17 protein-coding genes are annotated in these 18,948 nt (G+C 73.0%); 6 read left to right on the plus strand and 11 right to left on the minus strand.

The annotated features are described in order from the left end of the window. Position 1: 1 nt before the first annotated feature. Positions 2–937: a prephenate/arogenate dehydrogenase family protein gene (locus tag C5708_RS11060; RefSeq protein WP_242920968.1), complete on the plus strand. Its 936-nt coding sequence runs from the start codon at positions 2–4 to the stop codon at positions 935–937. Positions 938–1,159: 222 nt separating this feature from the next. Here the strand turns inward: C5708_RS11060 and C5708_RS11065 are convergent, their stop codons facing one another. The 5 genes from C5708_RS11065 to C5708_RS11085 form a co-directional block, all read right to left on the minus strand. Further along, positions 1,160–1,642, minus strand: a complete 483-nt coding sequence (locus C5708_RS11065; protein WP_242920970.1) for an SRPBCC domain-containing protein — start codon at positions 1,640–1,642, stop codon at positions 1,160–1,162. Between the two features lie 13 nt (positions 1,643–1,655). Further along, the gene (locus C5708_RS11070; protein WP_242920972.1) at positions 1,656–2,141 is read right to left on the minus strand and encodes an SRPBCC family protein; all 486 of its coding nucleotides are present in this window, start codon (positions 2,139–2,141) and stop codon (positions 1,656–1,658) included. Further along, positions 2,138–2,446: a metalloregulator ArsR/SmtB family transcription factor gene (locus C5708_RS11075; protein ID WP_242920974.1), complete on the minus strand. Its 309-nt coding sequence runs from the start codon at positions 2,444–2,446 to the stop codon at positions 2,138–2,140. Before C5708_RS11075 ends, C5708_RS11070 begins: the two co-directional genes overlap by 4 nt. A 30-nt stretch (positions 2,447–2,476) precedes the next feature. Next, positions 2,477–2,758, minus strand: a complete 282-nt coding sequence (locus C5708_RS11080; RefSeq protein ID WP_242920976.1) for a hypothetical protein — start codon at positions 2,756–2,758, stop codon at positions 2,477–2,479. A gap of 127 nt (positions 2,759–2,885) precedes the next feature. Further along, entirely contained in the window at positions 2,886–5,717 is a 2,832-nt protein-coding gene (locus tag C5708_RS11085) for an ATP-dependent DNA helicase (RefSeq protein ID WP_242920978.1), read from the minus strand. A gap of 81 nt (positions 5,718–5,798) precedes the next feature. Here C5708_RS11085 and C5708_RS11090 point away from each other — a divergent pair, with 81 nt between their 5' ends. From C5708_RS11090 to pdeM, 3 genes are read left to right on the plus strand one after another with little or no spacing between them, the layout of a single operon-like run. Next, a complete protein-coding gene (locus C5708_RS11090; RefSeq protein ID WP_242920980.1) occupies positions 5,799–6,596 on the plus strand; it encodes an SIMPL domain-containing protein in 798 nt (265 codons plus the stop codon). Next, positions 6,593–9,235: a ligase-associated DNA damage response DEXH box helicase gene (locus C5708_RS11095; RefSeq protein ID WP_242920982.1), complete on the plus strand. Its 2,643-nt coding sequence runs from the start codon at positions 6,593–6,595 to the stop codon at positions 9,233–9,235. Before C5708_RS11090 ends, C5708_RS11095 begins: the two co-directional genes overlap by 4 nt. After that, positions 9,232–9,957 (plus strand): ligase-associated DNA damage response endonuclease PdeM, encoded by a 726-nt coding sequence (gene pdeM, locus C5708_RS11100; RefSeq protein ID WP_242920985.1) that lies wholly within the window; start codon positions 9,232–9,234, stop codon positions 9,955–9,957. The genes C5708_RS11095 and pdeM overlap by 4 nt, the downstream gene beginning before the upstream one ends. Here pdeM and C5708_RS11105 read toward each other — a convergent pair. The 4 genes from C5708_RS11105 to C5708_RS11120 all read right to left on the minus strand — a co-directional run bounded on the left by C5708_RS11105 (position 9,954) and on the right by C5708_RS11120 (position 15,782). Then, on the minus strand, positions 9,954–10,727 hold the full coding sequence (locus tag C5708_RS11105; protein ID WP_242920987.1) for a TIGR02186 family protein: 774 nt from the start codon (positions 10,725–10,727) through the stop codon (positions 9,954–9,956). The two genes, pdeM and C5708_RS11105, sit on opposite strands and share 4 nt — an antisense overlap. Next, entirely contained in the window at positions 10,727–11,647 is a 921-nt protein-coding gene (locus C5708_RS11110) for a sulfite exporter TauE/SafE family protein (protein WP_242920989.1), read from the minus strand. The genes C5708_RS11105 and C5708_RS11110 overlap by 1 nt, the downstream gene beginning before the upstream one ends. Positions 11,648–11,743: 96 nt before the next feature. Further along, a complete protein-coding gene (locus C5708_RS11115; RefSeq protein ID WP_242920991.1) occupies positions 11,744–14,899 on the minus strand; it encodes a peptidoglycan-binding protein in 3,156 nt (1,051 codons plus the stop codon). Between the two features lie 214 nt (positions 14,900–15,113). Further along, entirely contained in the window at positions 15,114–15,782 is a 669-nt protein-coding gene (locus tag C5708_RS11120; RefSeq protein ID WP_242920993.1) for a TetR/AcrR family transcriptional regulator, read from the minus strand. Positions 15,783–15,878: 96 nt separating this feature from the next. On the opposite strand from C5708_RS11120, the gene C5708_RS11125 reads away from it, so the two are divergent. Then, positions 15,879–16,958, plus strand: a complete 1,080-nt coding sequence (locus C5708_RS11125) for a zinc-binding dehydrogenase (RefSeq protein WP_242920995.1) — start codon at positions 15,879–15,881, stop codon at positions 16,956–16,958. Here C5708_RS11125 and C5708_RS11130 read toward each other — a convergent pair. Further along, entirely contained in the window at positions 16,955–18,121 is a 1,167-nt protein-coding gene (locus C5708_RS11130) for a serine hydrolase domain-containing protein (protein WP_242920997.1), read from the minus strand. The genes C5708_RS11125 and C5708_RS11130 overlap by 4 nt on opposite strands. Next, positions 18,118–18,273 carry a hypothetical protein gene (locus tag C5708_RS11135; protein WP_242920999.1) on the minus strand — a complete coding sequence of 52 codons (156 nt, stop codon included), beginning with the start codon at positions 18,271–18,273 and terminating at the stop codon, positions 18,118–18,120. Before C5708_RS11135 ends, C5708_RS11130 begins: the two co-directional genes overlap by 4 nt. A 101-nt stretch (positions 18,274–18,374) precedes the next feature. Here C5708_RS11135 and C5708_RS11140 point away from each other — a divergent pair, with 101 nt between their 5' ends. After that, on the plus strand, positions 18,375–18,947 hold the full coding sequence (locus C5708_RS11140; RefSeq protein WP_242921001.1) for a DUF2975 domain-containing protein: 573 nt from the start codon (positions 18,375–18,377) through the stop codon (positions 18,945–18,947). Position 18,948: the final 1 nt, after the last annotated feature.

Consider the following 18,948-nt stretch of genomic DNA (forward strand, 5'->3'; position numbering starts at 1 on the left):
CATGTCCGGGGTGGTGTTCGAACGTCTTGCGGTGATCGGCTGCGGCCTGATCGGCTCGTCCGTGGTCCGCGCGGCCCGGACCCACGGGACGGCGGGCGCCATCGCGGTCTATGACGCCAGCCCCGAGGTGCGCGAACGGGTGCGGGCGCTGGGCATCGCCGACGCGGTGTTCGACGACCCGGCCGAGGCCGTGCGCGACGCCGACCTGGTGATCTTCGCCGTCCCGCCCGCCGCCATCGGCGAGGCCGCCCGCGCCGCCGCGCCCGGCCTCAAGCCTGGCGCCGTGGTCAGCGACGTCGGCTCGGTCAAGGGCGTCATCGGCGCGGCCCTGACCGAGGCGGCGCCGGCCGGCGTGTTCGTCATCCCCGGCCACCCCATCGCCGGCACCGAGCAGTCGGGGCCGGACGCCGGCTTTCCCGAGCTGTTCGACGGGCGCTGGACCATCCTGACCCCGCTGCCGTCCGACGATCATCCCGCCTACGAGGCGGCGGTGGCCAGGCTGGCGGCGTTCTGGCGCGGGCTGGGCGCCCAGGTCGAGCTGATGGACGAGGCGCACCACGACCTCGTGCTGGCGGCCACCAGCCACCTGCCGCACCTGATCGCCTATTCGATCGTCGGCACCGTCGCCGACCTGGAGCAGGTCACCCGCGCCGAGGTGATGAAGTACTCGGCCGGCGGCTTTCGCGACTTCACCCGCATCGCCGCCTCGGACCCGACCATGTGGCGGGATGTGTTCATGCTGAACAAGGATGCGGTGCTCGAAATCCTGGGCCGGTTCACCGAGGACCTGCAGGCCCTGTCGCGCGCCATCCGCTGGGGCGAGGGCGACAAGCTGCACGAGCTGTTCACCCGCACCCGCGAAATCCGCCGCGGCGTCATCGCCCTGGGCCAGGAAAGCGCCGAGCCGAACTTCGGCCGCGACCGCGGCAAGCACTGAGGCGCGGCGTCAGCGGTGCGCCTGGGGGCCGGCGCGCCGGACGGGGCCGTTGCCGACGCGGACGGCCAGCCAGGTGGTTCCCACCGCGGCCAGGACCGTTCCGGCCAGCATCAAGATGAGCATCGGGACCTCCTCAAAAGATCCCTCCCGACACGGTCAGTATTTACGGTGATTCGTAATATTCGATAAATTACGCCGAGCCGATTTTCAGCTTCGCCGGCGTCAGTCGATTTTATTCAGGCGCTCGCGGGTCGGCTGCCCCACCTGCGTCAATTTGCCGACGCCGCCGGCGCGTAGGTCGATACCGTATTCGAGCCAGGCCTTCATGCACAGGATCATGTGGGTCCAGCCCTGCGCCTGGCCCACGCAGGCGGCGAGGCCCGCCGCGCCCTCGCCCAGGCCGCGCTCGACGACCCCGACCGTGGCGGAGTCCTCGCCGCAGGGCTCGAAGGTCATCTCGACCTCGCTGCGCCGCGCGCCGCCCCACAGGAAGACCAGCCGCCGCCCGGTCTCGACGGCCGTGACCTCGACCGGGATCTCGACGCCGAACTCGGCGAAGCGCCAGTTCACGCGGGCGCCGGGGACCAGCCGCCCGGTGGCCGCGTCGGCGAAGTAGCGCGTCATGCGGTCGGGATCGACCACGGCCTCGAACACCTCCGAAGGCGGACGGGCGATGCGGGGATGAAAGTCTGCGACAAAGTCCATGACGACCTCCCGGTCAGTCCGCCGCGCGGACGTCGTAGTCGGGGCGCAGCTGGTGATAGACCGCCATGTGCGCCTCGAAATCGATGGGCTCGCCTTCGGCCAGGACCCTGGCCAGGATGTCGAGGTGCGAGTGCCAGCCGGCGCCGAAGCTGGCCGCTTCGCCCGCCGGCAGGCGCATGTGGGTCAGGACCAGCCGCACTTGCCCCGCCGCCTCGGGCGTCAGGTCGAAATTGACCAGCGATTCCGCGTCGGCCTCGCGCCAGATGTAGGCCAGCCGGCGCGGCGGCTCCCAGGTGACGACCTCGCCGCTCAAGCCGTGCTCGTTTCCGAAGGTCAGGGCGACCTGGCCGCCGGGCCGGCCCTCGAGCACGCCGCCGGCCAGCCAGCCGGCCAGCAGTTCGGGACGGGTCAGGTGGTCCCAGACCCGCTCGATCGGGCCGGGCAGCAGGCGGTCGAACCGCACCGTGCGGGCGGCGGGGTATTGGCCGAAATCGCTCATGCCTCATCGGCCTCCTTGAGCATGCGTTCGAGGGCGTCGAGCCGGTCGTTCCAGAAGCCGCCCATGCGGGCGAGCCATTCGGCCATCTCGGCCAGGCCCGCCGGCTCGACGGCGTAGAACCGCTGCTGCCGGACCGGCCGCACCCGCACCAGCCGCGCCTCGCGCAGCACCTTCAGGTGCTGGGAGACGGCGGGGGCGGAGACGTCGAACCGGGCGGCGATCTCGCCGGCCGAGCGCTCGCCGTCGGCCAGAAGCGTGACGATGCGGCGGCGGGTAGGGTCGGCGAGGGCGGCGAAACCGTGCATGGCGCTAATTTGCGCCATTGCTTATTTAAGTCAATTTTTAAATGACCGAGGCTCGGTCAGGGCGTCGCGGATGGCGGCGGGAGCCCGGTCGATCAGGGCGAGATAGGCCAGGAAGGCGACGTCGGGTTCGACGCGTTCCAGCTCGACGTCGCGCAGCTTGTCGGGATTGATGCGGTAGACGCGGGCGAACTCGGCCTGGCTGAGGCCCAGATGCCAGCGCACGCGCTGGACGGCGGCCTTGGTCGAAACCGCCGCCAGCGGCGCGGCCTGGTCGTCGAAGGAGATCTGTTCGGCAAGGGCGTGTTGGATCATCGGAGCGGCTGCCTTCTTGTCCGTGCCTGTCCCCCGCCGGCCGTTCTGATACCCCGCGAACTTTGCAGAATTTCGACGCCAATGCGTCATCGCCTGGGTTTGACGGCGGCGACGGCGCGGCGGCGCCTCACGCCTCCGCGGCCGGCGCGGTCCCCGAAGCCCCCAAGAAGGCGGCCGTCGCCTCGATGGCCTCGACCAGGGTGACGCGCTCCAGCGTCACCCCCTCGGGCAGGCTCGAGAACAGCCGCGTCGGCGCGGCCGCGTCGAGCATGACGAACACCCCCTTGTCGTCGGCCCGGCGGATCAGGCGGCCGAACGCCTGGGCGATGCGCCCCCGGGCGATGGCGTCGTCGTAACCCTTGCCGCCGAACCGCTCGCGGCGGGCCTTGTGCAGAAGGTCGGGCCGGGGCCACGGCACGCGGTCGAACACCAGGAGCCGCAGCGAGCGGCCCGGCACGTCGACGCCGTCGCGCACGGCGTCGGTGCCCAGGAGACAGGCGTCCTCCTCGGCGCGGAAGATGTCGACCAAGGCGCCGACCTCCAGCGGATCGACATGCTGGGCGTAGAGCGCCAGGCCCTTTTCGCCCAGCGGCCCCGCCGCCCGGTCATAGACCGCCCGCAGGCGACGGATGGCGGTGAACAGCCCCAGCCCGCCGCCGCCCGAGGCCAGGAACAGCTCGCGCATCGCCGCCGCCACCTGCCTGGGATCGTCGCGGCCGACGTCGGTGACCACCAGCGCCCGGGCGTTGGCGGCGTAGTCGAACGGCGAGGCCAGGCGCAGGGTCTTGGGCCGGTCGGGCAGCCGCGCCGCGCCGGTGCGCATCTCGGCCAGGGCGAAGGGATCGTCCAGGGTCGGGTCGGCCAGGGTGGCGCTGGCCACCAGCACGCCGTGGGCCGGAGCCAGGACGGCGGCCTGCAGCGGCTCGGTCGGGTCCACCCAGTGGCGGCGGCAGGCGGCGTCCACCACCCGGCCGTAGAGATAGGTCGCCTCGAACCAGTCGACGAAGTCCGGATCGTCGCCGAACTCGCCCGGCGCGTCCTCGTCTATGGCCCGCAGCATCGAGCGCCAGGCGGGCAGGGTCATCCGCGCACGCTTGTCGAGGCCGCGCAGCGCCCCCTCGATGCGGGAGCGGTCGCCGACGGGCAGTTCGCCCGCCTCGTCGTCGAGCAGGTCCTCCAGATGGCGGGCCAGGGCCAGCAGCGGTGCCTCGACCGAGGCCAGGGCGGCGGCGGCCTCGCGGGCGGTCTGGCGCACCAGGTCCAGGGCCGGGCGGGCGGCGCACTCCTGGCCGACGTCCGAGGGCGCGGCGCGGGCGCGCAGCTGCTCCAGCACGGCGGTGAGGAACTTCTCGATCGGCCCGATCGGGTTGACCTCGCCCGAGGGGGGCGCGATCCGTCCCGACCATCCCTCGCCCGGCAAGGCGGCGGCGGCGTGGACGGCGGCGTCCAGGGCCTCGCGCGCGCTCTCGCGGTCGCCGACCATGTCGGCCAGGCGCTGGGTCAGGCCCCGCCCCCGCCGCCCGCGCCCCTCGGGCCCGCGAATCCAGCGGCGCAGCTCGGCCGATTCGGCCCCCGACAGCGCCGCCGAGAACGCCGAGTCGGCGGCCTCGAACAGGTGGTGGCCCTCGTCGAAGACGATGCGCCGGGGCGCGGCGGTCTCGACGTCGGTCTTCAGGCCCTTGGCCGCCCGCGCCCCGTCGAAGGCCGCCTGGCTGAGCACGAGGGCGTGGTTGGCGATCACCAGGTCGGCGCGCCGCGATCCGCGCACCGCCTTCTCGATGAAGCAGGCGCGATAGTGCGGACAGCCGGCGTGGACGCATTCCCCCCGCCGGTCGACCAGATTGCCGGGCGAGGCCTGGGCCGCCGGCGCCACCGCGAACAGCCCCGGCAGCCAGGCGGGAAAGTCGCCGCCGGTCATGTCGCCGTCGCGGGTGGCCCGCACCCAGCGCACAGTCAGCGCCGTGCCGACCAGATCGCCGCCGCCCAGCATGGCGGCGTTGACCTGGTCCTGCAGGTTCAGCAGGCACAGGTAGTTCTCGCGCCCCTTGCGCACCACCGCCTTGCGGGCGCGCACTGCCGGGTCGGGAAAGACGGCGTGGCTCTCGCGCTCGATCTGGCGCTGCAGGGCGCGGGTGTAGGTCGACACCCACACGGACGGGCCGTTGGCCTCGGCCCAGACGCTGGCCGGGGCCAGATAGCCCATGGTCTTGCCGACGCCGGTGCCGGCCTCGGCCAGCATCATGCGCGGCTCGCCCTCGCGGTCGCGGGGCTGGAAGGCGTAGGCCGCCTCCATGGCGAAGGTGAGCTGGGCGTCGCGGACCTCGTCCAGGCCGGCGCGGCCGAGCAGCTCGCGCAGGCGCTCCGCCACCGCCTGGGCGTCGATGGGACGCGACCCGACGTCGCCCGGCGGGGCCTGATCCTCCCATTCGGGCACGCGCGTCCACACGTCCAGCCCCGAACCGCGATAGACGTCGCGCACGGCCTTGCTGCGCAGGGCCGCGACCACCGCCGCCCCCCACGACCAGCCGGCCCGCGCCAGGGTCTCGGCGATGGCCAGGGCTTCCTCGCGCGTCGGCTGGGGGGTCTCGGCCGCCTCGGCGAGCAGGCGGCGGCAGGCCTCGGCCAAAGTCGCGGCCTGCTCCATCGGCCCCTTCGGCTCCGGCAGGCCGAGCGCCAGGGCCAGCCCGGCCGCCGAGGGGGCGCAGAACCGCGCCGGCCGCACGAAGGCGAACAGCTCCAGGGCGTCGAAGATCTGCGGCGCGCGGCCGGGCGGCTGCAGGTCCAGCCGCTTGGCGGTCAGGCCCGCGTGCGCCACCACCACCGGCGCCGACAGGGCCAGGTCGCGCGCCTCGGCCGGGCGCAGCATGCGCGCGCCGGCGGCGTCGCAGACCGCCGCCCTCGGGCCCGGAAGGACCACCAGGGCGGGGGCGAGGTCGAGGCTGGCGACAGAAGCGTTCACGCCTGCTGATTAGCCCTTGCGCCCAAGAAACGGAACAAGAACATACAGGCGACCCGTCCGCAGACGTGAAAGGCCGATCGCATGAACCGTCCCGCCTGGCCATATGGGCTGCTCGCCGCGCTGGCGCTGGCGCCCGCCGCCCACGCCCAGACCCAGACTCAACAGCAACCCGAGCGACCGTCGGTGACGGTGATCGGGGTCGGCGAGGCCAAGAAGCCTCCGGAATACGTGCTGTTCAACTTCACGGCGCGCGGCGAGGGCGCGACCCCGGTCGAGGCGCTGAAGGCCATGAACGCCTCGCGCGCGGCCATCGAGGGCGGCGTGCGCGGCCTGAAAGGCGTCGACAAGCTGGAGACGCGCGCCACCACCCTGAACACCCAGGAGGTGCGCGACCGCAAGTGCGACGCCGGCCGGCCCGTCTACAGCCAGCAGCCGACGCTCAACAGCGGCGACTGCGCCGTGATCGGCGTGGTCGTCACCTTGCAGGAGACCCTGCGCCTGGCGCCGCCCAAGCGCCTGGGCGACGTGCTGTCGATGGCCGCCCAGCTCGGAGCCAAGAGCGCCACCGCCACCGGCACCGGAACCGACGACGACAAGCCCTTGGTCGACGAGGCCACGGCCAAGGCCTTCGCCGACGCCCGCCGTCAGGCCGAGACCATCGCCAAGGCCGCCGGCCTCAGGCTCGGCCCGGTGCTGCGGGCCCAGAACCAGCAGGCGGCCTACAGCCCGATCGGCATGATCGGCGGCGCGCGGATGCCCGATCAGGCGCCCCCGCCCCCTCTTCCGGTCCCACAGGTCCTGGCTGCGCCAGTCGACCTGACCACGCAACCGATCGTCCGCGAGGCGCGGCTGATCGTCACCTTCGCCCTGGAGCCGTGAGCGAGGCGCGGCGCCATATCGCCCCCGAGGCGGCGGCCGACGGCCTGTTGCCGCCGCGCTTTTCGGCGTGGTTCGCGGGGCGCGGCTGGGCGCCGCGAACACACCAGCTGGCCATGGTCGACAAGGCGCGCGAGGGCCGCGACGCCCTGCTGATCGCCCCCACCGGCGGCGGCAAGACCCTGGCCGGCTTCCTGCCCAGCCTGATCGAGCTGGCCGAGCGGCCGCCGCGCAACGCCGCGCCCGGCCTGCACACCCTCTACATCTCGCCGTTGAAGGCGCTGGCGGTCGACGTGCAGCGCAACCTGACGACGCCGATCGAGGAGATGGGCCTGCCCATCCGTGTCGAATCCCGCACCGGCGATTCCAGCGTCGCCAAGCGCCAGCGCCAGCGGCTCGACCCGCCCGACATCCTGCTGACCACGCCGGAGCAGCTGGCGCTGTTCTGCGCCTGGGAAGGCTCGCGCGGCTATTTCGCCGACCTGCGCCACATCGTCATCGACGAGATCCACGCCATCCACGCCTCCAAGCGCGGCGACCTTCTGGCCCTGGCCCTGGCTCGCCTTCAGACCTTCGCGCCGCAGATGCGCCGCGTCGGCCTGTCGGCGACGGTCAACGATCCCGACATGCTGCGCCGCTGGCTGGCGCCGCAAGTCAGCGTGATCGAACCCAGTCCTCCCCCGAGCCGCGACGCGGAACGGGGGAGGGGGACCATGCGCAGCATGGTGGAGGGGGCGCGACCGGACTCAGTAGATGCGGACGCCCCCTCCACCGCTTCGCGGTCCCCCTCCCCCGCCGCCGCGGGGAAGGACTTGGAGCCGCTGTTGGCCGACCTGGTGCTGGGCCAGCCCGGCGCGCCGCCGGTGATCGAGGTGCTGCTGTCGCAGAACAAGGTGCCCTGGGCCGGCCACACCGCCCAGCACGCCATGACCGAGGTGTATGAGGTCATCAAGCAGGCCCGCACCGCCCTGGTGTTCGTCAACACGCGCTGGCAGGCCGAGTTCGCCTTCCAGGAGCTGTGGCGGATCAACGACGAGGGCCTGCCCATCGCCCTGCACCACGGATCGCTGGCGCCCGAGCAGCGGCGCAAGGTCGAGGCGGCGATGACCCGGGGCGACCTGCGCGCCGTGGTCTGCACCTCGACCCTCGATCTGGGCATCGACTGGGGCGCGGTCGACCTGGTCATCCAGTTGGCCGCGCCCAAGGGCTCCTCGCGGCTGGTCCAGCGCATCGGCCGCGCCAACCACCGGCTGGACGAGCCGTCGCGCGCCATCCTGGTGCCGGCCAGCCGGTTCGAGATGCTGGAATGCCAGGCCGCCGCCGAGGCCGTGGCCGAGAACGCCCTCGACGGCGATCCCGCCCGCCGGGGCGCCCAGGACGCCCTGGCCCAGCACATCATGGGCTGCGCCTGCGGCGAGCCGTTCCTGGCGGACGACCTCTATGCCGAGATCGCCAGCGCCGCGCCCTATGCCGACCTTGGCCGGGACGAGTTCGACCGCGTGCTCGATTTCGTCTCCACCGGCGGCTACGCCCTGCGCGCCTACGACCGCTTCCGCCGCATCGTCAAAGGCCGCGACGGCCGCTGGAAGGTGCGCGATCCCCAGACCGCCCAGCGCCATCGCATGAACGTCGGGACCATCGTCCAGGGGGCCACGCTCAACATCCGCATGGCCGGCCGCCGCTTCGCCGGCCGCAAGATCGGCGAGGCGGAGGAGTGGTATTTCGAGCAGCTGACGCCGGGCGACACCTTCCTGTTCGGCGGCGAGGTCTGGCGGTTCGAGGGCGTCGTCGGCATCGACGCCCTGGTCAGCCGCTCGGGCGACACCGACCCCAAGGTCCCCAGCTGGGGCGGCTCGAAGTTCCCGCTGTCGACCTATCTGGCCAAGCGGGTGCGGCGGATGATGGGCGACGAAGCGGCCTGGGACCGCCTGCCCGCCGACGTGCACGAATGGCTGGCCGCCCAGCGCGACCATTCCGGCCTGCCGGGGACGGACGACCTGCTGGTCGAGACCTTTCCGCGCGGCGATCGCTGCTACATGGTCTGCTATCCGTTCGAAGGACGCCTGGCCCACACCACCCTGGCCATGCTGCTGACCCGGCGGCTGGACCGGGCCGGGATCGGGCCCATCGGCTATCTGGCCAACGACTACGCCCTGTGCATCTGGGGCTTGAGGCCGATGGACGGACTTGATTTCGACGAGCTCTTTCAGGAAGACATGCTCGGCGACGACCTTGAGGCGTGGCTGGAGGAAAGCTTCCTGATGAAGCGCGCCTTCCGGCATTGCGCCCTGATCTCGGGCCTGATCGAGCGGCGCTTCCCCGGCGAGCAGAAGTCGGGCCGCCAGGTGACCTTCTCCAGCGACCTTATCTACGACGTGCTGCACCGCCATCAACCCGACCACCTGCTGCTGGCCTGCGCGCGGGCCGACGCCGCCACCGGCCTGCTGGACGTCGGCCGGCTGGGCGAGCTTCTGGCGCGCATCCGCGGCCGCATCCGCGTGCTGAACCTGCCCAAGGTCTCGCCCTTCGCCGTGCCGATCATGATGGAGATCGGCCGCGAGCGCGCGCCGGGGACCTCGGCCTCGGAGATGATCCTCGAAGAGGCCGAGGCCTCGTCCCTGGTCGCCGAGGCGATGTCGTGAACGCCCCCGCCCGCCCCCTCGGCTTCGTCGCCGCCAGCCCATGCGGCGGGATCGCCGCCGCGATCGGCGGCGCGGCCGCCCTGCTGCGCCATTCCGGGGCCCTGTGGCTGGAGGCCGAGCGGGCCCTGGTGGTCGCCGACCTGCACTTCGAGAAGGGCTCGGCCTACGCGCGGCGCGGCCAGATGCTGCCGCCCTACGACACCCGCGAGACCCTGCGCCGGCTGGCCCTGGAGATCGAGGCCCTGTCGCCCCGGCTGGTGGTGCTGCTGGGCGACACCCTGCACGACGGCGGGGCGGAGGCGCGGATCGACGCCGAGGACGCCGCCGCCGTCGACCGGCTGGCCGCCGGCCGCACCCTGCTCTGGATCGTCGGCAACCACGACGCCGACGGCCCGCGGCGGCTGGCCGGCGAGGTCGGGGACGAGATCGCCCTAAACGGCCTCCTCCTCCGCCACGAGCCCCAGGCCGGCCTGCAGCCGGGCGAGGTCGCCGGCCACCTGCACCCCTGCGCCCGCGTGCGCGGCCGGGGCGCCAGCGTGCGGCGGCGCTGTTTCGTCACCGACGGAGAGCGGCTGATCCTGCCGGCCTTCGGCGCCTATGCCGGCGGCCTGAACGTGCGCGACGCCGCCTTCTCCGGCCTGTTCGCCCGCCCGCCGACGGCCGTGGCCCTCGGTCCGCGCAAGGCCCACGCGGTGGCCTGGGGCGCCTTGGGCGCGGATTAGGAGCGCCGGAACGCCGCCGAGGCCGCCCAGCCGGAGCCGAGGGCGATCAGCACCGAGACGATCCCGTAGGTCCACGGACGGTTCTGCGAGAACTGGTGCAGCGCCCGCTCGGCCCCGACCTTCTCGACGATCAGGTCGCGTTCGCGGACCGCGACCTCCTGGCCGTTCTGGAACAGACGGATCTCGGCCTGGTAGCGGCCGATCGGCGCCTCGGCCGGCAGGCGGATCTCGGCGCGGAACAGGCTCTTGTCGACGAACCGCACCCCGGCCGCGTCGGCGTCGTAGAGGCCGGCCTTCTCCTTCAGGCGCAGCACCGCACGCCGCCAGTCGAGATAGTCGGCGCCGAGGCGGCTGACCACCACGTCGCGCACGCCGTAGCGGGTCTCGGTGCGCTGTTCGAGCGGGGCGTTGATCGCCAGGTGGTCGAGGCCCAGGCCCAGCCGCCGCAGCGTCCCGAAGCCGGCGATCTGGTCGAGCGGCCGGGTGCTGGCGGTCATGTAGAAGCCGGGCGCGCCCTGGAACACCACCGGCCGGCTGTTCAGCCACAGGCCGGCGATGCGGACCTTGCGGGCGATGCGGATCGGCTGGTCGGGCCCGCGCACCACCACCACCACGTCGCTGGGCCGGTCGTGCGGGTCGAGCACCGCGCCATAGACCACGATGCCGGCGCCGCGAAAGCCCGAGGTGACGCGGACGTTGGTCTCGGTCAGCGCCGCCGAGACGGCTGCGGGGGCGGCCGAAACGGCCAGCGGCGGCGGAGCCGTGTCCATCAGCCGCCTCCCCCCGCCAGCACGAACGGGTCCTGCGGCGTGATGAACAGGCCAAGGCCCATGCGCAGCCCGACCAGCAGCACGATCAGGGCCAGGAGGGCGCGCAGCTCCTCGGCGCGGAAACGGGCGGAGGCCCGGGCCCCGAGCTGGGCCCCGATCACCCCGCCGACCAGCAGCACGGTGGCCAGCACGATGTCGACGGTCTGGTTGCGGCCGGCCTGCAGCACCGTCACCAGGGCGGTGGTGATGATGATCTGGAACAGGCTGGTGCCGACGACGATCCGCGCCGGCATGCGCAGCAGATAGACCATGGCCGGCACCAGGATGAAGCCGCCGCCCACCCCCATGATCGCCGACAGCACCCCGACGAACATGCCCAGGGCGATCGGCGGGATGACGCTGATGTACAGGCGCGACCGCGGGAAGCGCATCTTCAGCGGCAGGCCGTAGAGCCACATCGGCCGGCGGTCGCGCGGCGCCCGCGCAGGCTCGCCCCGCCGCCGACGCAGGATGGCGCCGAGGGATTCCGACAGCATCAGGGCCCCGATCACCCCGAGGAAGATCAGATAGGACAGCGCCACCGTCAGGTCGGCCTGGCCGAGCAGGCGCAGGATGCGAAAGGCCTCGACCCCCAGGAAGGCGCCGATGACCCCGCCGAAGGCCAGAACCCCGCCCATGCGGAAATCGACCAGCCGCTTGCGCCCGTAGGTGATGACGCCCGAGGCCGACGAGGCGACGACATGGTTGGCTTCGCTGGCCACCGCCACCACCGGCGGGATGCCGAGGAACACCAGGACCGGCGTCATCAGGAAGCCGCCGCCGATGCCGAACAGGCCCGAGACGAACCCCACCAGCGCGCCCAGCGCCATCAGCAGCGGCGCGTTGACCGAAACCTCGGCGATGGGAAGATAAAGGTCCACGCGGCCGGCCCGCTCCTAGCATCCGTCTGGTCGCCGCAGCCGCCGTCCAGGACGACGCCGAACGCCTTCAGCCCGCCCGAACCGGGCCCGCCGCCGTCAACGGGCGTAGGCGCTGAGCCTGTCGAACGTCGTCTGGTCCAGCGCGCCCGTCTGCGCCAGGCTCTGGTCGCGTTGGTAGGCCTGGATCGCCAGCTTGACGGCCGGCGAGGCGCCGCCGTCGGTCGGCCCCTGGTAGTAGCCCAGCACCGACAGCGCCCGCTGGGCGATGCTCAGATTGACCTTGCTGGCCGAGGCGGCGGCGGCCGCCGCCTGGGTCGGCGCGGCGCCGGCGGCGCGGTAGGCCTGGGCCGCGCGCTGAGCCGCGCTCTGGGCTTCCGGCGACAGCTGCGCCTTCACCCGCTCGGCCGAGGCGCGCGATTCCCCGTCGCCCTCGCGGCCGGCGATCAGATACCACTTGTAGGCTTCGGCGGCGTTCTGGCCGACGCCGAGGCCCTCTTCATACAGCCGGCCGAGATTGTATTGGCTGTCGATGAGGCCGAGATCGGCCGCCCGGCGGAACCACTGCACCGCCTGGCTGGTGTTCTTGGGGCCGCCCGTGCCCTCGACATAATAGAGGGCGAGGTTGTGCATGGCCCGCCGGTCACCGGCCTGGGCGGCGCGCTCGGTCCAGCGACGGCCCTCGACCGGGTCCTTGCGCAGGCCCGCCTCGCCGCTCTCGAACAGCTTGGCCAGATAGAACTGCGCCGCCGGCGAGCCCAGGTTGGCCGCCTTCTTCAAGGTCTCGAGACCGCCGGGCTGCTTGGCGGTGATGCGGCGCACGGCGTCGTTGTACAGCTCGTCGGCGCCCGGTCCCGAGGTCGGGGCCGGCGCGGCGGCGGTCACGGCGGCGGCCGGGACCGTGTGCGCCGTCGGCGTCGCAGGAGCGCTCGCGAGCGGCTCGGCGGCGGTCGTCGGCGTGGTGAGCAGGATCGCCGCCCGGGCGGTGTCCCCCGCCGTCGGGCCGGAGGCCACGGCCGCCAGCGCGCCGGGGGCGTCGGGCGCGGCCTTGGCCGGCGCATGGCCCGGATGCTTGAGCTCGACGCTCATCATGTAGCCGCTGGCGGCGACGCCGAGGGCGGCCAGGGTGCCGGACGCCAGCAGGGCGGTGCGCAGGGTGGTGCCGCCGCGACGCTTGCTCCCGAAGGCGGCGGCGCCGAACAGGCTGGCCCCCCCCTCGGCGGCCTTGGCCTTCTTGCCCTTGCCTTCGCGCTCCTGCGCCGCGGCCCGCGCGGCGGCCCGGGCCTGCTCGATCAGCTCGCGCGTCGAACGGCCGGCCTGCGGCGCCTGCTGGCTGTCGATGAACAGCCCCTGCGCCGGGATCGGCGGCGGAGCGGCGGGCGCGGCCTCGATCGGCTCCGGCCGGACGGGAGCCTCGCGCGCCTGGCTCTTGGCCTGGACGGCGGCGGCCTCGATCGCGGCCAGGGCTTCGAGCGCCGGTTCAGGAATCGGTTCGGCCGCCGGCTCGACGGCCGGGGCGATCAGGTCGACGGTCTCGTCGGCCAGGGGTTCGGACAGGACGTCGGATGGCGGCTCGACGGCCGGCTCGGCCTCGAAGCCGTCTGCGGCGGCGATGTCGGCGGCGGAAAAGCTCGGCGGCGACGCGGCGGGCGGCGCCTCCACGAACGGCGCGGCGGCGGCGAACACCGCCGGCGGCGGCCCGTTCGGGCTCAGGAACGAAGGCGCGGCCGCCTGGGGCGAATAGGCGTAGACCTCGCCCGCGAACGGCGCGGCCTCGTGGAAGGGAGCCTCGGCGAACGGCTCGGCCATCCGGCGCTGGGCCTCGCCCAGCCGGCGGTCGATCTTCTCGCGGGCCTCTTCGAGGATGCGGGCGGTGCGCTCCTCGCTCTGCCGGATGCGTTCGGCCAGGTCGAGCGACGCCCGCTCCTGACGCTGGCTGATGCGTTCGGCGACGCGGCTGACCTGTTCGCCGACGTCGTCGAGAGCTTGGGCGGAACGGCGCTCCGAATTGGAGATGCGCTCGGCCAGCCGCTCGGTGATGCGGTTGATCTCAGAGCCCAGCTTCTCCAGCGCCTGGGCCTGGACGGAGTCGCTGCGATTGAGGCGGCCCTCCACGGCGTCGGCGATGCGCGCCATCTCGCCGCCCATCTGCTCGGCGGCCTCGGCCGAGCGGGTCTCGACGCCCTGGACGCGGCGGCCCAGGGTGTCGGCCATGCGCAGCACCTCATGGCCCATGCGCTCGATGGCCTGGGCCGAGCGCGTTTCGGCGGCCTGGACGTGGGCGGTCATCTCGGCGAGCGCCCGCTCCATGCGGTCGAAGCCGGCGTCCGACGATTCCTTCAGCTTCTCCGCCATCTCGGACCGGACCGCCTCGACGCGTTCGGAAAGCGCCGCCGCCAGCTGTTCAAGACGCGGCGCGGCATCGTCGCGCACTCGGTCCTCGGTGTCGAGCAGGCGCTGGTCGAGGCTGGCGAACGAGGTCTCCAGCCCCTTGATCGCCTGGGTGGTGCGAGCCTCGGCCTGCTCCAGCCGCTCGCCGATGCGGGCGACCACGGCGTTGATCAGGGCGTCGCCGGCGGCCTCGCCGCCGCCCTGCTGGCTGGCCTCAGCGACCTCGACGCTTTCCAGGCTCTCCAGCCGGCGCGCCAGGTTCTCGATGGCGTCGCGGGTGCGGGCCTCGCCGTCGAACAGGCGGTTGCTGACCTGGCCGAGCGTGCCTTCCAGGGCGCGCATGGCCTCGATGGCGCGGGGGCCGTGGGCTTCCTGCTCAATCTTGCGCAGGCGCTCGCCGATACGGCCGTGATCCTCGCGGGCCTCGTCGACGGCGGTCTCGAAGCGGGCCGCGACGGCGGTCTGCTCGCGCTCGGCGGCCTCGATGCGGTGCAGCAGCCCGACCACCGACTGGTCGATGCCGCTGATGGCCAGGGTCGAGCGGCTCTCGGCCGCCTCGATGCGCGCCGACAGCCGCTCCAGGGCCGTGGTGATGCGGGCCAGGTCGCCGGGGCCGGGACGCGGCGGCTCGTCTTCATAGAAGCGATGATTGGCGAAGCGCGGTTCGTGCCGCGGCTCCTCGATCGGCGACGCGTAGGACGCGGACCTGGGCGGCGGATCGTCGAAGTCGGAAGCGGGGTCGTCGAGGATGACCTGGTTCAACCACTCGCCCAGCGTCATGCCGGACCGGCGCGCCAGGTCCTTGGCGACCTCGCGGGCTTTGGGGTCGATGCCCTTAACGCTCCAGGGTCCCCCCGCCGTCATGCGAATCGCTCTCCCGAGACTTCATCGGGACGCTAGCCACCGATTCCTAGCGTGTAAACGAACAGTTAACGCTAAATATAGAGGTGACCGACTAATCCTGTGGATGATCCGCCGTCCCGCGCCCGAAGAGGCGGCGGACGCCCTATCAGGACCGACAAGCGTTAACGAGCGGTTAAGGCTTAACAAAACATTGACGCGGGCCGAGGCGGGCCGATCAGACATCGGCGCCCGTCAGCCGGGCCTGGTCTTCGGCCATTCGCTCGGCCAGTCGCCGCCGCGCCGCCGCGTCGTCGGCCGCGCCGCCCAGTACGGCGGCGAAGCCGAAGCCGATGCGCGCCTCCAGCGTCGCCGCGTCGATCTCGCCGGCGATCCAGCCGGGCAGGGCCGCGCCGAACACGCCCTCCAGCGCCCGCGCCAGCAGGTCGGCGTCCACCTCGCCGCGCAGCTGGCCCGCGGCCTGGGCGGCCTGGATCATCTCGACCCACAGGGCGTGGCGCGGCGGGCCGAACAACAGGCGCAGCTCGGGCCCGCCGGCTCCGGCCAGGGCGGTGAACAGCGCCCGGTAGAAGCCGGGGTCCTCGTCGTAGAAGCGCGCCGCCAGGGCGACGTTGTCGAACAGGCGGCGCAGGGGATCGCCCGGCCCCGCCGCGTCGAGACCGGCGCGGAACGCGGCGAGGTCGGCCTCCAGCACGCCCAGCATCACCGCCTGTTTCGAGCCGAACAGATTGTAGGGCGTGGCCAGGCTGACCCCGGCGCGCTCGGCCAGGGCGCGCATGGACAGGCCGGTGTCGCCGGTGGCGCGGATCAGGTCGCGGGCGGCTTCGACGATGCGGGCGCGGCGTTCGGCCATGCCGCGCTCGCGCTGGGAAATCTCGGCGTTCAAGGACGGCCTCGGCTTGACGGCGCATCGGCGCGCCGCTCCTATAACCTGTTATAAAAATCGGCGCCCGCCAAGGGCGCCGCGCCTGGGAGGAAGCCGATGCGGGCCGTGGTCACACGCGACAAGCGCCTGACGTGCGAGGAGATCGAAGACCCCCTCCCGATCCAGGGCCAGACCCTGGTCAGGACCCTGTGCTGCGGCATCTGCGGCTCGGACCTGCACGCCCTGCATTTCATGGACAACATGGTCGAGGGCATGCGCCGCGCCGGCGGCGGCGACGGAATCGACCCGGCCAAGGACATGGTGTTCGGCCACGAATTCTGCGCCGAGGTGCTGGACCACGGCCCCGGCACGGACGGCCGCTTCAAGCCGGGGACCCGGGTGGTCTCGGTGCCGATGACCTTCGGGCCGGCGGGGATCGAGCTGGTCGGCTACTCCAACCGTTACCCGGGCGGATTTTCCGAGCGCATGGTGCTGGCCGAGGCGATGCTGCTGGAGGTGCCGAACGGCCTTCCGGCCGAGCACGCCGCCCTGACCGAGCCGATGGCCGTCGGCGCGCACGCGGTCGCCGAAGCCGCCGTCGACAAGGATTCGGTCTGCCTGGTGCTGGGCTGCGGGCCGGTGGGGCTGGCGGTGATCGCGGCGCTGAAGGCCAGAGGCCATGGCCCGGTGATCGCCGCCGACTTCTCGCCCAGGCGACGGGCCGCCGCCGAGGCCATGGGCGCCGACATCGTCGTCGACCCGGCCAAGGAGTCGCCGCACGGCAAATGGGCCGACCTCGGCGTGCCCGCGACCCTGACGGCGCACCGCATGGCGATGATGGCCGGCCAGACCTATGGCCGGCCGATCGTGTTCGAATGCGTCGGCGCGCCGGGCGTGCTGCAGAGCGTGATCGAGGGCGCGCCGCCCAAGGCCCAGATCGTGGTCGCCGGCGTGTGCATGACCCCCGACCGGATCGAGCCGTCGCTGGCGATCAACAAGCAGCTCGATCTGCGCTTCGTGTTCGGCTACTCGCCCGAGGAGTTCGCCGCCACCCTGCACGACATCGCCGAGGGCCGCATCGACGTCGCCCCGATTGTCACCGGCAAGGTCGGGCTGGCCGGCGTCGCCGACGCCTTCAAGGCCTTGGGCGACCCGGAGAACCACGTGAAGATCCTGGTCGAGCCGGGCCGGGCCTAAGGTTCCGCCAGCGCCTTGAGCAGCAGGTTGGCGGCCGCCTCGGCCGAGCCGTCGCCGGTCAGGGCCACGGCGACGAACGCCCGCTGGCGCGGCGCGTAGGCGACCACCGCCCTGACGCCGGGACCGCCGCCGCTGTGGCCGATCCAGTAGAGCGGCCGGGGCGTGTCGGGAACGTCGTACAGCATGACGCCCTGGCCGTAGAACTGGCCGGCCTGGAACATCGGATAGAGCCGCTCGAACCGGCGGCGGGTGGTCTCGGCCTTCAATAGGCGGCCGTCCAGCAGGGCCTGTTCGAAGCGGACCATGTCGGCCGCCGTCGCCGCCAGCGGCCCGGCCGCCCCCGGCGCGCGGACGTCCAGCGCCCGGTCCGGACCGGCGTCCGCCACGGGCGCGGCGATGTCGGCGACCGCGTCGCCGGGCGCGATCGCCCGCATCCCCGTCAGACCGAGGGGCGAGATCAGCCGGGCGGCGATGGCCCGGTCCAGCGGCCGGCCGTCGACCTGCTCGACGATCCGCCCCAGGACGGCGTAGCCGGAGTTGGAGTAGCGCCAGCGCTCGCCCGGACAGAACAGCGCCCCGTGCCGCCGCAGGACGCTCAGCTCCTCGTCCCAGGACAGCCGGCCGCCGCGCCGGCGCACCACCGCGTCCTCGTTGGCGCTGAACAGGCCGCCGACATGGTCGAGCAGATGCTCGACGGTGATCGCCGCGCCGTTGGGGAGATCGGGCTCCCACCGCGAGACCGGATCGGACAGCTTCAGCCGCCCTTCCTCGACCAGTTGCAGCACCACCGTCGCCGTGGCCAGCTTGCCGACGCTGGCCCAGTAGAACAGCGGCGATGAGGCGGCGTCCGCGCCCCGCCGGGCCTGCCAAAGTCCTTGACCCGGAACGCCGACGGCCGCCGTCAGGGCGTGCGCCCTGGTCGCCGCCGCGGCCGCGTCCAGGGCGGCGTCGAGGCGGGCCGCAGTCGCGGGGTCGAGCGATCCGGCGAGGTCGCCCGCCGCGCCGTCGAGATCGGCCGGCGACGGCGGCGGATGCAGCGGCGCGCCCGCATAGGCGACGGCGGACCGGCAGACCGCCGGCCGGTAGTCGGCGGCCCATGCGCCGCCGCTCCAGGCCCCGGCCGCCAGGAACGCGGCGAGGACAGCCGGCGCGGCCGGCCTCACGCCCGGCCCGTCCGCGGGATCAGGACCTGCGCGCCCCGCACCTCGCCCGGATCGACGCGATGGTCGCGGATCGGGCCGAGGCGCAGATCGGCGCAACCGCCGGCCGCCGAGGCGGCCAAAACCAGGATCACGATCGACAGGCCTCGCCGCATGGATGGCGCTCCCTCGGGGTTTCCGCTAATCGATGCCTGTATCGCAGATAATGTTTTTCGTAAAACAGAAAACATTGCTGATCAGTTGGAAGGACGCCCGCATGGACCGCCAGGAGAAGCTGGCCTCGATCCGCCGCTGGAGCCTGCTCATGCGCCACGCCTGCCTGGTCCTGGCGGCGGCGCTGCTCGCCGCCAACGCCGTCCATTGGCTGGTCCTGTCGCCGGAGGCGCTTCGCCTGGAGCTGGGGCTGCGCGCCGTGGACATGGCGGCGTGGCGGCGAGCGTGCGGCCTCGCCCTGGTCCTGGCCCCGGTCGCCCTGCTCGCCTTCGGCCTCGTCCGGCTGCGCGCCGCCTTCGCCAGCTTCGCGCGCGGGCGGATGTTCTCGGCCGCCGCGACGGCGGGCCTTCGCGACTTCGCCGGCCTGGCGGCGTTGTCGGCCGTCGCCGCCATCGTCGTCACGCCGGCGCTGAGCTTCGTCCTGACGGCGGGCCTGCCGCGCGGCCCGCAGATCGCCTTGCAGATCGGCTCGGGCCAGCTGACCATCCTGCTGGTCTCGGGGGTGACCTGGGTGTTCGCCAACATCCTGGCCTCGGCCAGGGACCTCGCCGACGAGAACGCCGCGCTTCACGTCGAGCGCGACGCCCTGGCCGGCGAAAACGCCCAGTTCGTCTGAT

It is taken from the genome of Caulobacter sp. CCUG 60055 (assembly GCF_022750545.1).
In the GTDB taxonomy this organism is placed as follows: Bacteria; Pseudomonadota; Alphaproteobacteria; order Caulobacterales; family Caulobacteraceae; genus PUIC01.